Raw genomic sequence first — 15,518 nt, 5'->3', positions numbered from 1 at the left:
TAAACCAAGTCTACTTTGAGAACTGTAGTTTTATAGGTTGGGTGTAGCGACAGCGAAACCCAACATTATAGTCTGGTTAATGTTGGGTTACACTCCGTTCCACCCAACCTACATAATGTCCTTTTTGAAAAACTCCTCTTTTCAAGATGGACGAGGTTTAGCAATAACCAAAGACGATTATTCTCGTTACCAGATTGAACCTAGTAACGAGGTTTGAATGGTTCGCATCGTATGTTCAACCAGGGAGACTAAGGGAAAATCGTATTTTCCCAAAGCCCTTTGTTACAAGACCTGACTTGCAATTGCAAACATCGCCAAGTTTAACTTTTCAAGCATCCAGTTAGTAACCAATCAAAAATTGATTGATGACATTTTTAATAACCTTAGTCATCGTAGTACTTACGATCGCCAGCTACAGCAATAGCAACCGCAACATTCTTGAACTTTTTCTTCTTACCATAGTCATCGTCGTCGTATTTGTCGTACCAGCCATAACCGCCGCCAATTACTTGATTAGATTCAACGGCTTCGATGTGATTCAAATCAGAGATAAACATGGTTTCTCCTGGGAATTAATTAATCATTCCTTGCTCTTGCATAAGCAACAAATTCGTTTTTTATTGCTTACATTTTTATCTTATCTTAAATTTAGGAAAAACAACTCTTTTTATTGATACTTTAAAATAAAAATAATTAATCAAACTCTTGTTATTTGTTTAAGATGAATAAAATTTTTATATGAGAATTTTCCAGAAAAATCACAACAATAAATGGACGAAAAATCCAAGATTTATCGTCTAGAAAATATATATTGTTTGAAGATTTTATTTAATTTTGTTTTAATTTGTCTCACACATGATTGTTTAATGTTAACTAGTAGTCGAATAATCTTGTTTCAGCACTTCGTTTTGTGATTGCAAATTGATATCTGTGTCTAAATTGAACACTATTTCCATGCTTTCAATTTGTTTTTTTAACCAATCAGAGAACAATTCAAAAATTATTTGTTGGGATAACTCCTCGTCTAATTTGGGTTGAATGATTTCTTCAACCCAAATTAAATACACTCCTTTAGTAGTTGTTATTGGTTTCAAAATTTGAGGTGGTGTTGCCGCAAATACCGCAGCTGCAATTTCTGGACGAAACTCTTGGCGGCGTCGAATTCCTTGATATCCACCAGCACGACGTAATTCTGGTACTTGGATATATTGGCGGGCGATTTCTGAAAAACTGATTTCACCTTCTTCTATTTCATAAAACAATTCCAAAGCTAAATCTCTGTCCTCAAGGATGACTTCGTAGGTAACAGCAGCTAGATACTCAAGTTGATTTTGGTAAAAGAACTTTTCGACATGATCTGCAAATAAATAATCTGCCAACTTCTTAGAGAGGACTTGATTGTAGATTAATTCTTCAAACTCATCTAAAGAAAGATGATGTTTTTTGAGCCATTCCCAAGTATCTTTTGCTTTGATGAGTTTCTTCTCCAAGCGCAGCTTGTCTCCTTCTTCTTGAAGTTCTGCTTTCTCGATGTGAATACCAGCTTCTTTAGCTGCTTCAGCAATGATTTTTTCAGATGCGATCGCCTCCACAATCACAGGAATGTGGCAAGAAAGTTTGATGTTGCGAATGATGTCTGAAGAAGTCACAGTAAGATTTTTAGCCATGATGCAATCCCTCTGAGTAATCTTATTTTTTGGAAAGACCTAAAGCTTCAAACCATCTTTTTGCAGCCGCTGGAATGGATCTAAAACAAAGTCAATCACCCGTCGTTGACGAATAACAACTTCTGCGGTTGCTGTCTGACCAGGATTCAATAGAATACGTTGGTTGCCATTTTGCAGATACTGCTGATCCAAAGCGATGTCTAAATCAAAGCTTTCTTGTTTACCTTGGGGTGTTTGACTAGCTTTCGAGTCGGGAGATATCCAAATAACTTTGCCTTGGGCGATGCCATACTGTTGAAAAGGATAAGCATCAAACTTGATTTTGACTGGCATTCCTACCTTCAAGAAGCCACTTTGTTGACTAGGCATTTGGGCTTTGAGGATGAAAGGCGTATTCTGGGGTGCAATTTGGGCTACTCTTTGACCAAGTTGTACTACTGCTCCTGGCTTGGTGACTGGAAACTCAAAAACTACACCATTAACAGGCGATCGCACTATTCGTTGCTGTAACTGAAGCTTTATAGATGCCATTTGGCTTTTGATTTGAGCAATTTGAGATTCTAAGCCAGTGATTTGTGTTTGGAAGTCTTTGATTTGTTGCCGATTTTTGAGAATCGCCAATTTACCAGCTTGTAATAAGCTTTGATAATTGCTCTGCTCGGCTTGTAATTGCAGTTTTGCTTTCTCAATATCAGACTCTAACTGATTGACTGTTGCTTGATAACGACTCTGTTCTTCTGCTAAACGCAATTGAGCTTGTTTAACATCAGATTGAGCCTTTTCATAGATTTGCTTGCTTTGCTGTTGCTCTTTTTTGAGTTGGTCAATTTGCGTTACCGATACCGCACCATCCTGTAACAATTGACTATAGCGATTAACTATTCTGGAATCTAGCTTCAAACGCTCTTCAGCCGATTTCAGGTCATTACGACTCGTATTAATTTGTTGCTGTGCTTGGTTAAGTAATGCCTGTTTTTCTAACTTTTGTAAGTTGTAGGTACTCTGTTTGGCATCCAGTTCTTGTTTTGCCTGGTTGACTTGGGATATTTTTTCTAATGCTTGAGATTTGTTTTGTTGTTCTTGAACACCAAGCGTCAACTGGAGTTGGTTTGTGAGTAGATAATATTGCGATCGCTGATTGAGCAATCCAGTGAGTTTTTCTTGAGCTTGCTGGAGTTCCGTTTGCAAAATATCAGATTCAAGTTCCAGCAGAACTTGTCCAGCTTTGACAGTGTCACCTTCCTTGACTTGAACAGCCTTCACACTGCCGCTGGACAGTGCATCTAGTTTCTGGGTTGAACCTTTAGGTTCTATACGTCCTCTGGCGTTACCAGTCTCATCTACCTTGGTAAGCACTGACCAAGGTATGGCAAGAACTGTAAAACCTATAAGTGCATACAGAACACTACGAGTCCAAACTCTCGGTAAGGCATCTAGTAACTCTTCAGTGGCATAATGCCAATCTTTAACCTCTTCCTTAACCTGAGTAAATTCCTGAGTCTGTGGATAGCTTTGCTTCTCATCTGGTTTATTGACCAGTGCAGATGAAGAGTTCGCATGTGGATGTGGCATAGTTCCTTGCTCATGGATAAGGGGAAACGGGGGACAAGGAGGACAAGGAGGACAATGGAGACAAGGGAGACAATGGAGAAAAGAGAAAACTAACTATTGACGCTTGACCATTGACTAATGACCAACAACAACAACCAATTTGTTTAAGATAACTGTTGTTGATTCAGGTAGTAGTAGTGACCTTTTTTAGCGATGAGTTCGTTATGAGTTCCGCTTTCTACCAATAAGCCACGATCTAGAACCAGAATTAAGTCAGCATTGCGGACAGTAGAAAGACGATGAGCAATGATCACACTTGTGCGTTCTTTGAGAATGGTTTTGAGATTGTTTTGAATAATGCGTTCTGATTCAGAATCTAGATGACTGGTGGCTTCATCCAAAAGCAACAAGCGAGGATTTCCTAGTAAAGCACGGGCGATCGCTAGGCGTTGGCGTTGTCCACCAGAGAGCATTCCCCCACCTTCACCGATTTGGGTTTCGTAACCTAATGGTAGTTGCTGGATAAATTCATCTGCTCCCGCCATGTGTGCTGCTTGGGTAATTTCTTCCAAAGAAGCATCTGGATGAGCTATGGCAATGTTTTCGCGAATAGTACCACCAAAAAGGAAGGAATCTTGGTCTACTACACCAACTTGAGAACGGAGCGATCGCAAGGAAATATGATTGACATCTTGACCATCAATGAATACTTTGCCATCACTCGGTGGATATAAACCCAAAATCAATTTGCTGAGTGTGGTTTTCCCAGAACCACTGCGTCCAACCACAGCTACCATTTGCTCTGGCTGGATTTCAAAGTTGATATTTTCTAAGACGTTGGTATCATTTTCTGGGTGGTAGCGAAAGGTAACATTCTGAAAACGAATATGACCACGAAGACTACCCAAAGCTTTACGAAGTTTATGTTGTAAGTCTTCTTCTGGTTCTGCTTCTAAAACATCATTGATACGTTCAGTGGAAATGACTATTTCCTGTAATTGATTCCATAGCAGTGACAGCCTTTGAAAAGGACTGATCACATTACCCACTAACATGTTGAAAGCAACCAACTGACCAATTGTGAGTTCTTGGTTAATAACTAACGATGCTCCATACCAGAGTAAGGAGGTATTCACGAAGGTTTCAATTACACCAGTAATTACAGTGAGACGGTTGCTGATGATCTGAGCATTAAAGCCTTTTTTAATCAATTTATTCAGTAGTTCTTCCCAATGCCAGCGCACTGTCTGTTCTATAGACAATGAACGAACAGTACGAATTCCTGTCAAGGACTCGATGAGATAGCTGTTTTCTTCTGCCCCAGCATTAAAAATCTCTCTAGAGATGCGGCGTAAAATACTAGTGCTAGCCAGCGCCAAGATAAAAAATGGCGGTACAGTGAACAATACAAACAACGCCATACGCCAGCTATACCAGAACATCATGCCTAGATAAATCACCAATGTCAGCAAATCCAGCAAGATAGACAGTGTCTGTCCAGTCAGAAAGCGCTGAATCTTTTCGTTTTCTTGGACACGGGAGACGATGTCCCCAACATAACGGGACTCAAAATATGAAAGGGGTAAACGGAAGGTATGTTTGATAAACCCTACTAATAAAGCAACACTAACGCGGTTGGCAGTGTGGTCCAGTAAGTATTGCCGTACTCCGTTCATGATCACCCGGAACAAACCAAAAATGATCATCCCCAAAGCAATAGCATTTAAGGTGGTAAAACTGCGTTGTACTAACACCCGGTCTAATAGTAACTGGGTGAAAACAGGTGTTACCAATCCAAATAACTGAATTAAGACTGAGGCAAAGAAGATTTCTAGCAGTACCTTATGGTGAGGTTTGACTAACTCAAAAAACTTCCAAAGGCTAGTAGTTTTGTCTTGGGCATCTTTAAGTAGGGCTGTGGGTTGCAGCAACAATGCATAACCAGTCCAACCCTTTTCAAATTCCTTGAAGGTGAGAGTGCGTTGACCGATCGCAGGATCACCCACAATCACATGCTTTTTAGTTATTTCATAGACAACGATAAAGTGCTTACCTTCCCAATGAATAATTGCAGGTAAAGGTTGTTCTGCCAATTTATCAAAACTGGCTTTCACAGGTCGGGTAACGAAACCAAGGCTTTCGGCAGTTGTAGCAATAGCCCGTAGAGATGCCCCACTACGGCTGACGTTGGTCATATCCCGTAGACGATTAACACTAAAGTGCTTACCCCAATAGCTACCAATCATTACCAAGCAAGCAGCACCACAGTCAGAAGCACTTTGTTGAGCATAAAAGGGATAACGACGGGTCAGGCGTCCCCACCAATGCCCCATCTGCACTTTGGGGCTGGGAAAATAAGGGCGTAATTTTGTTCGCTCTGGCTTTAGTTGTTTTAGCTGTTGTGGCTGTTTTGTAGATGTTTCTGGTACGGGAAAAGGAATAATGTTTCTGTGACGTTCGGGTTTATTTACCGGCGGTGTTTCCCTCTCATCAATGGCAATTTGTGTTGAATCAAAACCATCAATATTCTTTAGTTGTGGCCAGTATTGCAATGCTGTTTGCCAATGAGAACGTTTGAGATTGTAGATGATTGTAGGTACAACTGCCTGCCAGTGAGTTTGCGTCTTCGGAACACAAATATCTCCCTGATTTAGCTTTTGACCTTCAGCATGAAGCAGTTCTCCTCGATAAAGTAGCCATAGTTGCTGATCTTGGCATAGCTCCATGGGTAGAGAAGCAATTTCTAGACTGTGCCGTTCACATAGAGATAAAACTTTGAACATTTCTGGCACAGATATCGGAAGTTGTGATGAGTTTTGGCTATAACCAAGCAACAGATCCCAAATTTCTGCTTTTTGGTAAAGGCGAGTGCGGATTTGAGCAGAGTTATGCATCAATCTCTGCATTACCTCACCTTTGAGATAGCAAAGTTTTAAGCGATGAGAAGCTCTGGCTGCATATGGCTGGAATTCTGCTGTAGGAAACAGAGTGATTTCACCAAATGTCCCCCCTTTTGTCAGAGTCGCAATCAAGTTATCACAGCTATCTAGCAGTCGAACTTTGCCTGCAATGACAATATAAATTCCTGCTTGAGTTTCTGTAGCTTGCCAAAACTGCTGTGTCGGTGGTGGTTCTAGAATTTCCACCGCCGCCAAACAATCCTCTAATTCCTTTTTTGAGAGCGTCTCACCGAAAGTCACAGTGAGTTGTTGAGCCACTAGTTCTTGCTCAGAAAACACAGATAACACCCGCTCACCTCCAGGAATCAAATACACGAATCCGCCGCAGCTGTTTTTAAAATTATTTTGGTCAAATCTTCATAGCGACACAAAAGAGTTAGCTCAGATTTTGCACTTAGCCCTGGCGTGCAACTTCTAGTTGCTTAGTGCAAGATATCAGCTTACTTTATACGATAATGCAAAGCTTAAATTATATTTGAATCAAGCCGAAATGAAATTATGACCAGTTTGATTATTCAGACCATTTATCATTAGCTATTTGTAAATTAATATTCTATAAATGGCACATGATTTATGGCAGCAACAAGCAATCTTGACAAATATGCATCTGCATCGAGGCTTACACAATTATCATCAGAGCCTATCTCTTGTCTAGAACACCGATTCATTAATAAAACACAAGACTGATAAAGCCTGTTTTAACGTCTTTTACAACCAAACATTCCTTGTTGTAAACCAATGAAACCTGGTTTTTTCATCATGATTCCGATTACTGAATCGGTGTTCTAGGAATAATGGGTATCTAAGCGCTATCACTATTTAGAAAGATAATTACCCTGATATTTGGTCAAAAATTGATTATTAAAATAATCATCATCAGACCATTGCAATCCCTATTTTTGTGTTTTACTACTTTTTTAGTAATCTATCAAAAGACTGAATTGGCTCATAAATAATCCTTTTTAGTTTTTAGTAAAACCGAACACACAAACTTTCTCAAAAATTAATGTTGCCCAAAACTATGAGTTTTCTAAACTATTTCTCTTTTTACCCTAACAGAGAAGCATTAACTCATGTACTACAGTTATTCTGTATAGAACTCAAAACTTTTTCAAGATATTTTGCTTAAATTTACAAGATTTGCTTACTGTTGCATGATCTCTTTATGAACTCTTCAAGAATACTTTTTGTGCATGACTATCGATTTTATTGATTTAAAAATAGACAATAAAAGATGTTATGAGTTAAAAAACATTGTTTTTAATAATTAAACTTTGTTTTATTCATGATTTGTAACATTTTCTTCTTTTTTTGTCCGCTTAATCATCATCATGACAGAGATTTATTAGGTTTTACGTCTTTTTATGAGATGTTAACTCTTGATTTTCAGTGTTTGTATGGCTATGTTTTTTAATTAATGTATCCAAAAAATATATTTTTTTAAATGCATTGTTGCATCTAATTTGTATCTTTTTTGTATCTCTAATGTATCTGGAGTATATCTATCTCAATTCCATCCGAATTTAGCAAATACTGCACTTCACTATTCAGCCATTGTTGAAACATATTATTGAGAATTTCTTCATGCCTTTGAGATGTTAATTCTGCTATAATAAACTCTTCAACTATAAGAAGATGATAGCCTTGTTCACTTTTTAATGGGCCAATTAATTGTTTAGGAGGAGTACTAAAAACAAGCTCACCTATATTTGCTTGGATAGCCCAACGATAAATTCTTCCTTCATAGCCACATTTATATCTACGGTTATCATCAATGTCATAAATGTGAGCCGCATCATAGAAACTAATTTCGCCCTCTTCAATTTGGTAATAAATTTCTTGAGCAAGCTTTTCGGATGTCACTATCATTTGATAAAGAATAACTTGCTCAAATTCGTGTCGATTTTGGTTAAAAAACTTTTTTACCTCTTTACCAAAGAGTGTCTGTGCTACTTTTTGCGCTAGCAGTTGATTGCGAATTCCGATCTCCCAATCATAGGGATTAATAAATTGCTCTGCTAACCATGTCAAGGTATCAACAGCTTTTTCTAAATGCTGTTCACGACGTTGACGATCTGCTTCTATTTCAATTTCTTCTGTAGTAACAATTATGCCGTTTTCTTTGGCTACATTGTCTATAATTCTTTGATATAAGATTTTTTGACATATTTGCCTCAAAGTCATTTCACTTTTGAGGTAGTTGATAATCTCCCCAGAAGTTATATCTATTTGGGAAATGTCTTTCATCTTAGTGTACGCACCTCATGACGGCTACTTACTACATAGGAGCGTTTTGTATATAAATACACATTTTACTCCAAAGGGTTTTTGGAGTAAAAGCATATCTTGAGTTGGAAGGAGAATAACAACAGACAATTGTGCTATCAAAGGAAACCACAAGCAGCGAGCGTATTTTAGTAAGCTAAATTTTCTAAAGTTTCTCGTAAATAGCGCTGTACCTGTTGTTCAAGGCTGAGTTTTTGGAATTGAGTATCGCGTTCCAACAACCAGCGCTGGAAACCAGAACTAGCTGCGATCGCACTCTTTAAATGATGCCAAATTTGAGTTTCATCAGAAAAATGGCGATCGCTAGAAGTTTGAATTGGTGCCATAAGTTTTTTGTCCTTAGTTTTAGCTTAATTGGTAGACTTATCCACATATCCTTGATTTTGTACACCTATTGTTGAAAATAGGGATAAACAGAACCAATCTTATATCTAAATCGACTGCACCCCCGCAATTGTGAAACTTTGCCAAACCTGTTATTAAAGCTAATACTTCTATGGCAGTAAATTCTGTTTCATTTGTGACTAAAAGCGATGCTATGCTTACGGTAATTGGCTGAGAAAAATTATTTTAGTTAAAGCAGCTAAATAGGTTTTCATGAGTCTTAACGCTTCACAGTATAAAGCTACAGAATTAGAAAAATTGACTACTATGAGAGTAAATAGTAATTACAACAGCGTTTAATTTAAATCAATCATAATCTTAGCCAACAGCGCCAGCTAAAAATAAAACTTTATAAATCTAATAAAAATAATTTTGTGACAGAATTAATTAAATTATAATTCTGGCTTGCCGAAAGCTGATCAAGCCAGAGAGAGATTTGCTAGATATGGGTTGACATGGAGAGTTTACAGAAAACTTTCCATGTCCGGTGTTTAGCCTAGATACGAAGTGTCCACTTCTTCTCTTGCCAGCCACAGTTTTATCTCGCCGCAGCCGAGAGGGTACGACGCTTAGTCACCATTTGGTAGGCTTCAATGATGTCGCCTTCCGCCCAGTCACTATATTTATCAACGCCGACACCGCACTCAAACCCTGTGTTGACCTCGCGAGTATCTTCTTTCATGCGCTTGAGCGAATCTAGAATACCTTCGTAGACAACTTTACTACCACGGCGTACTCGCAGCTTGCAGTTGCGAACCAGTTTGCCAGATTGAACATAACAACCTGCAACGGCTCCGCGACCAACAGGGAAGACAGCACGTACTTCTGCTTGACCGAGGGGTTCTTCTACTAACTCTGGCTCTAATAGACCTTCCAAAGCACCTTGGATGTCTTCTAGGAGTTTGTAGATGATGTTGTATTCTCGTACATCTACGCCAGCTTCATCAGCAGCTTGTCTAGCACCACTGGCGTAAGTGGTGTTAAAGCCAATGATCACGGCTCCACTAGCAGCTGCTAGATCAATATCGGTCTGGGTAATTTCTCCCGCAGAAGCTAACAGTAAGCGGATTTGGACTTCGTTTTGTGGAATTTGCTTGAGTGATCCCACAATTGCCTCTACTGAGCCTTGGACATCTCCCTTGAGGATCAAGTTGAGTTCTTTCAACTCGCCTTCTTGAGCCTGAGCGGAGATCGCAGCCAGAGTGACACGACCTTGCATGAGACGGGATTGACGCTGTTTTTCTGCGCGATCGCCAGCGAGCGCCCGTGCTTCTTTTTCGATGTGGAAGACTTCAAACTCATCTCCTGCTGCTGGCACATCACTTAAACCAAGTACCTCAACAGCAAAAGAAGGAGTTGCGGCTTCAACCTTTCTAGCTCGGTCATCGATCATCGCCCGGACTTTACCAAACACCGAGCCAGCCACGAGGATATCACCTACTCGCAATGTACCATTCTGTACAAGTAGAGTTGCAACAGCACCTTTGGCTTTGTCTAAGTGAGCTTCAATCACGGTTCCTTTCGCAGGACGATCTGGGTTAGCAGACAGTTCTTCTACTTCTGCGACCAACAGGATCATCTCAAGTAAGGTATCGAGATTTTCGCCTTTGATTGCACTCACAGGAACAATGATTGTTTCACCGCCCCATTCCTCTGGAGTCAGACCATAATTAGTTAACTCTTGCTTAACTCGGTCTGGTTGAGCGCCTTCTTTGTCGATTTTGTTAATTGCGACAACGATAGGCACTTCTGCGGCTTTGGCGTGGCTAATGGCTTCAATCGTTTGGGGACGGACACCATCATCAGCTGCTACAACCAAAATGGCAATGTCTGTAACCCTTGCTCCTCGCGCCCGCATGGCTGTAAAGGCTTCGTGACCAGGTGTATCTAAAAATACTACTTGCTGGACTTTGCCGCCATGTTCTACGTCTACGTGGTAAGCACCGATATGTTGTGTAATACCACCTGCTTCGCCAGCAGCTACCTTGGTATTGCGAATTGAATCGAGCAAGGTAGTTTTACCGTGGTCTACGTGACCCATAATTGTCACTACTGGTGGGCGTCGGTGCAGGTGTTCTAGATCTGCCACGTCGATCATTTCTGTGACTTTACGGGCTTCAGCTTCTGGTTCCTGGATTTCGACTTGTGTACCTAGTTCATTGGCGATTAAAGTAATTGTGGGAATATCCAGACTTTGAGTAATACTCACCGCCATACCTTTGAGGAACAGAATCTTCACAATTTCTGTGTCAGCAACCACCAAGGCATCAGCCAACTCTTGGACAGTCATTGTGCCTGTGACAATTAGGATTTCAGGGCGATCGCGCTTTTGCTCCTGTGGGCGACGTTGTTGGTCACGAACTGCCGCAGTCGCAGTTTTTTTGGTTGGTTTAGGAGCGGCTGCAACCGCAGCAGTTTGTGCTGGTTTGCCCGTCTTCGGTTTGGGCGGACGTACGATCGCATTACTAATCGCAACAGCAGCAGCAGCTAGCTCTGCATCTTCATCATCGAGGAAGTCATCTTCAAAGTCTTCTTCATCAACAATAGGCTTGGCGCGTTTACCTTTAGCGCCGACTTTAGCCTTGTTAGCTTCTTTGACTTCGTCAATTTCTTCTTCTTGCCACTTTTTACCAACTTTCGGTTGACGTGGGGGTGTAGGACGCTTGAGTTCGACGATTTCGGGAGTGTCTTCCTCTTCTGTCGTTTCTGCTACGTCTTGTACGACCTGTGATTTTACTGGTGCTCCTAGCCCCGGTTTTTGTGGTCCTACTGCTGCTGGTATTGGGCGTGTTGGAGGCTTGGGTCTTGGAGAATCTCCGACGACAGAGACACCTCTATTACCTTTTTGCTCCGCTGAGGCTCGTCCTGCAACTGGGCGGGCAGGTCTAGGTGGCTGTTGGGTAGTCTCTTTCGCTTCTGCATTGGTGGTAGCAGGCTGTGGTTTACCCTTACCCTTAATTGGCTCACGAGTCTGATCGCGATCGCGCTTGAGGATCGGTTTCTCTGCTTGATGAGCCTGGGGCGTTGATTCTGATTTGTCCGCAGCAGGTCTTGCGGGTGGTGCAACCAGTTGTGGTTTTTGGGGTCTTTCTGGTTTTGATTTGCTTGGTGCAGGGGAAGTTGGTTCTGGTTTTTCCGCTGCCATTTTTTCTGGGGGCTGGTTGTTGGGCTTAGGCGTTTTATCTGCGTTGGTCACAGCAGTTTCTGGCATTACCTCAGACTGATTTCGGGAAATAGGTCGAATAGGTGCCGTCGGCTTCATGGATGAGACTGGTGTGGCGAAGGGTCTGGGGGGTGAGAGCGGGTTAACTTCAGAAGAAGCAATTTCAGTATTGGTAGCAGCTGACGCCTCAAGGGCGTTGCCAGAGTGATTTTTAGGTGGTTGTGGTTTGCGAATTTCTAACAATTCTTGTTTTTGGGATGCAGCTGGTCGATGGCGAGATGGTATTTGTGTTGTATTGGGCTTATGGCTAATTGCACCATGATGCTCTTTTTTTGGCATCTGGTGCGTAGCCGCCAGTTTTTCCGCTTGAGAACGAATGCGTTCTGCTTCGGATTCTGTGATCGTGCTGCTATGACTTTTGACCGCAATATTGAGCTGGTCGCAAATTGCTAATAGCTCTTTGTTATCCAAATTCAATTCCTTTGATAATTCGTAGATTCTAACTTTGCCGTTGTTCATCCACTCTTCCCCTTTAATTTACAGCTTTAGCGGATGGATGCCAGACAAAAGCGACATCTCCACCCTTTGATTACTGTTTTTAGGTTGCCGTTTTGTTGCCGGTGCCTCCAATCAGGAAAGAGAGATGTATCGGTTTAAGGCTGGCATCGCCACCTAAAACGATGGTTGACGCCGGACTGCGCGTGGGCGCTACCAGATTGCAATTTTTTTTGTTTTTGTTTTGCTGATTCTGAGTCTTCCACAACACATTAAGCGTAAGTCTTGTTTGGAGTGTTGTCTCGCCCCTTTTGGATATTGAAGAGCGATTTGCCAGACACCCTACTACTATTTTGGCACTAAATTCGAGCCTAGCTGAAGATGTAGCAATAGCCTTTAGGTACGGCTATCGACATAATTCTTTCAGGTAATTACCGCCAAAGCGATTAAGCTCGATTTAATTTTGGAGATTGCTTTGGGCTAAACGCTGCCACAATGTCTGATACAGTGTTTCTGGCACTGATGCATGTAGCGATCGCCCTAACCTGTTTTTTTTCTGAGCTGCACTTAGACAACTCATATTAGGGCAAATGTAGGCAGAACGCCCCATGCCCTCATCTAATTGTACCTGTCCAGAAGAAAAGACGCGGACAATCCGCCAAAACTCATTTTTTAGACCCACTTTGCGACAGCTAATACAACGTCGATAGTTTGGTTTCATAATCTAGAATCAGGCAGGAGACAGGAAGTATAAGTCAAGACAAAATAATACTGTCATTACCTATTTACCTGTTACCTATTACCCAATACCAAATATATATGTTTTGTTTCATCGATATTTTGATGCACACCTTAAATATAAGGGCTAGTTAATGTTTTAACTATTCTTGATCGCGATCGTAAAGTTCGTCTTCGAGTTCGTCGTCAATGTCCTCGTCCTCTTCAATGTCGTCTTCAATATCCTCTTCGATGTTATTGTTGAACTCATCTTTTAACTGTGGTTGATTTTCGTCTTCAAATTCCTCTTCGTCTAATTCTTCCTCCTCCATTTCGTTCAGTTCTGCGGCATATTTCGCCCTGGCAGCAGCAAATTTAGTATCTTCTGCTGCATGATCATACTTAGCTTTGTCTTTGATATCTATTTTCCAGCCAGTTAGACGAGCTGCCAAGCGGACGTTTTGTCCTTCTTTTCCAATTGCTAAACTGAGTTGATCTTCTGCCACCAAGACATGAGTTTGTCTGGTTTCTGGGTCCATGAGCCGCACTTCGTCTACTCGTGCTGGACTCAAAGCATTAGCAATGTAGGTAGCAGGGTCTGGGGACCAGCGAATGACATCGATTTTTTCACCTCGCAACTCGTTGACTACTACTTGAATCCGTGATCCCCGTGCGCCAATACAAGCACCTACCGGGTCAACATCCCGATCTAGGGTATCTACAGCAATTTTAGTCCGAGGTCCGACATGACGGGATGGGGGGTTAGCTTCCCTGGCCACTGCTACGATGCGTACGACTTCATCTTCAATTTCCGGGACTTCGTTGGCAAATAAGTAAACTACTAAACCAGCGTCGGCCCTAGATACTAATAGCTGTGGTCCACGTTGTTGACCTTGAGAAACTTTTTTTAAATAGACTTTGAATGTCGCACCAATCCGATAATTGTCATTAGGTAGTTGTTCACGTTTGGGCAATTCTGCTTCTACTTCAGGCTGACCAAAACCACTGCTCACAGCCAAGATCACTGACTGACGCTCAAACCGCAAAACTCTGGCTTGTAGAACTGTTCCTTCTAAATCTTGAAACTCTTCTTGAATTAATTGCCGTTGTTGATCCCGCAGTTTTTGCGCCAAGACTTGCTTGGTTTGCATTGCTGCCATCCGCCCAAATTCACCTTGATCTGGGGTAACATCTAGTACTACTTCTTGACCCAATTGTGCTTCTTCACCTCCCATGTCTTGAACCTGTTGTAAGGCAATTTCATGGTCAGTGTTGCTGACTTGTTCAACTATAGTTTTGGTAGCAACGACGCGAAAACCTTCTTCTTCTACGTCTAATTGGACATCAAAGTTTTCAAAATAATCTTCATCAAATTGTTTTTTGTCTAAATTTTGAGCACGACGATAACGTTCGTAACCTTTTAATAATGCCTCTCGAATGGCTGATTGCACCGCGACGCGAGGTAAATTACGCTCTCTACTTATACTTTCTATTAACTCTTTTAAACCAGGTAAACTAACCATTGACATAAGCAATCTCCTTAAATAATGAGGGATTAGGGACTGGGGACTAGGGACTGGGGATTGGGGGGACAAGTAGAACTAAGGGGAGAAGGAAGAATGATTGAAGAAGTCTCTTCCTTGTCTCCCCTCTCCCTTGTCTTTTCCCGATACCCGATTACCAATCCCCAATCACCAATCCCTTTCCCCTTCTCTTATCGGCGTTCATCCAACTGTACTTTAGTAATCTGAGTGAGGGGAATTGCGATCGCCCGACCTTTTTGATTTAAGTAAACAGATGTTTCATCCCGCCGAATTAATTGGCCAGCCCACTCTTGTTGTTCCTCATAGGGCGGGAAAGTGGAAACTATGACGGGAAATCCTTTGAAGGAATTAAATTCTCTGTCTGTTGTTAATTGTCGGGAAATCCCAGGACTGGATACTTCCAAAACGTAGGTATCTGGAATGACTTCTGCCGCATCTAGAGTTGCTTCTAAAGCGCGGCTCATCCGTTCACAATCATCTAACCCAGTGTCTTGGTGTGGGTTGCGAATGTCTACCCGCAAAACTGGTGGACGTTGGTTTGTGTGAAAAACAACTCCAACAATCTCTAATTCCAGTTCTTCTGCTACTGGTACGGCTAAATCAATAATTTGTGGGACTAAAGGATGAGTCATGCGACAATTCCAACAAAAAAAGTGGGTACTTACCCACTTCCTGCGATAGGGATATCTTCCAAGAAGTCTTTAGACGAATCAAAATTGATTCGCCTCTCTCTGAGTGTAGCGTATTTTTT

Annotated in this window: 10 protein-coding genes; all 10 read right to left on the bottom strand. The window is 41.4% G+C overall.

All coding sequences use genetic code 11. The annotated features are described in order from the left end of the window. Positions 1 to 383: 383 nt before the first annotated feature. The 10 genes from ACE1AT_RS01575 to rimP all read right to left on the bottom strand — a co-directional run bounded on the left by ACE1AT_RS01575 (position 384) and on the right by rimP (position 15,399). Positions 384 to 557, bottom strand: a complete 174-nt coding sequence (locus ACE1AT_RS01575; protein ID WP_374865558.1) for a hypothetical protein — start codon at positions 555 to 557, stop codon at positions 384 to 386. A gap of 312 nt (positions 558 to 869) precedes the next feature. Next, complete coding sequence (locus ACE1AT_RS01570) at positions 870 to 1,667, bottom strand: peptidylprolyl isomerase (protein WP_374865557.1); 798 nt, start codon at positions 1,665 to 1,667, stop codon at positions 870 to 872. 39 nt (positions 1,668 to 1,706) lie between these two features. Beyond that, on the bottom strand, positions 1,707 to 3,239 hold the full coding sequence (locus ACE1AT_RS01565) for an HlyD family efflux transporter periplasmic adaptor subunit (RefSeq protein ID WP_374865556.1): 1,533 nt from the start codon (positions 3,237 to 3,239) through the stop codon (positions 1,707 to 1,709). 143 nt (positions 3,240 to 3,382) lie between these two features. Next, the gene (locus ACE1AT_RS01560; RefSeq protein ID WP_374865555.1) at positions 3,383 to 6,493 is read right to left on the bottom strand and encodes a peptidase domain-containing ABC transporter; all 3,111 of its coding nucleotides are present in this window, start codon (positions 6,491 to 6,493) and stop codon (positions 3,383 to 3,385) included. Between the two features lie 1,167 nt (positions 6,494 to 7,660). Continuing rightward, positions 7,661 to 8,425 carry a peptidylprolyl isomerase gene (locus ACE1AT_RS01555; protein WP_374865554.1) on the bottom strand — a complete coding sequence of 255 codons (765 nt, stop codon included), beginning with the start codon at positions 8,423 to 8,425 and terminating at the stop codon, positions 7,661 to 7,663. A gap of 167 nt (positions 8,426 to 8,592) precedes the next feature. Continuing rightward, positions 8,593 to 8,790: a hypothetical protein gene (locus tag ACE1AT_RS01550; protein WP_374865553.1), complete on the bottom strand. Its 198-nt coding sequence runs from the start codon at positions 8,788 to 8,790 to the stop codon at positions 8,593 to 8,595. A gap of 596 nt (positions 8,791 to 9,386) precedes the next feature. Beyond that, positions 9,387 to 12,530, bottom strand: a complete 3,144-nt coding sequence (infB, locus tag ACE1AT_RS01545) for a translation initiation factor IF-2 (protein WP_374865552.1) — start codon at positions 12,528 to 12,530, stop codon at positions 9,387 to 9,389. A 433-nt stretch (positions 12,531 to 12,963) separates the two neighbouring features. Next, a complete protein-coding gene (locus tag ACE1AT_RS01540) occupies positions 12,964 to 13,227 on the bottom strand; it encodes a YlxR family protein (protein WP_374865551.1) in 264 nt (87 codons plus the stop codon). 160 nt (positions 13,228 to 13,387) lie between these two features. Then, positions 13,388 to 14,746, bottom strand: a complete 1,359-nt coding sequence (nusA, locus tag ACE1AT_RS01535) for a transcription termination factor NusA (RefSeq protein WP_374865560.1) — start codon at positions 14,744 to 14,746, stop codon at positions 13,388 to 13,390. A gap of 191 nt (positions 14,747 to 14,937) precedes the next feature. Beyond that, the gene (rimP, locus tag ACE1AT_RS01530; RefSeq protein ID WP_374865550.1) at positions 14,938 to 15,399 is read right to left on the bottom strand and encodes a ribosome maturation factor RimP; all 462 of its coding nucleotides are present in this window, start codon (positions 15,397 to 15,399) and stop codon (positions 14,938 to 14,940) included. Positions 15,400 to 15,518: the final 119 nt, after the last annotated feature.

The organism is Pelatocladus sp. BLCC-F211 (assembly GCF_041928655.1).
Lineage (GTDB): Bacteria > Cyanobacteriota > Cyanobacteriia > Cyanobacteriales > Nostocaceae > Pelatocladus.
The sequence above is the reverse complement of the archived record's forward strand: the minus strand, read 5'-3'. Positions and strand labels throughout refer to the sequence as shown.

Bases quoted from the DNA above. Each gene is read 5' to 3' on its own strand.
- nusA (WP_374865560.1), bottom strand. From the start codon at position 14,746: ATGGTTAGTTTACCTGGTTTAAAAGAGTTAATAGAAAGTATAAGTAGA.
- ACE1AT_RS01565 (WP_374865556.1), bottom strand. From the start codon at position 3,239: ATGCCACATCCACATGCGAACTCTTCATCTGCACTGGTCAATAAACCA.
- ACE1AT_RS01570 (WP_374865557.1), bottom strand. From the start codon at position 1,667: ATGGCTAAAAATCTTACTGTGACTTCTTCAGACATCATTCGCAACATC.
- ACE1AT_RS01575 (WP_374865558.1), bottom strand. From the start codon at position 557: ATGTTTATCTCTGATTTGAATCACATCGAAGCCGTTGAATCTAATCAA.
- ACE1AT_RS01550 (WP_374865553.1), bottom strand. From the start codon at position 8,790: ATGGCACCAATTCAAACTTCTAGCGATCGCCATTTTTCTGATGAAACT.
- ACE1AT_RS01555 (WP_374865554.1), bottom strand. From the start codon at position 8,425: ATGAAAGACATTTCCCAAATAGATATAACTTCTGGGGAGATTATCAAC.
- infB (WP_374865552.1), bottom strand. From the start codon at position 12,530: ATGAACAACGGCAAAGTTAGAATCTACGAATTATCAAAGGAATTGAAT.
- ACE1AT_RS01540 (WP_374865551.1), bottom strand. From the start codon at position 13,227: ATGAAACCAAACTATCGACGTTGTATTAGCTGTCGCAAAGTGGGTCTA.
- rimP (WP_374865550.1), bottom strand. From the start codon at position 15,399: ATGACTCATCCTTTAGTCCCACAAATTATTGATTTAGCCGTACCAGTA.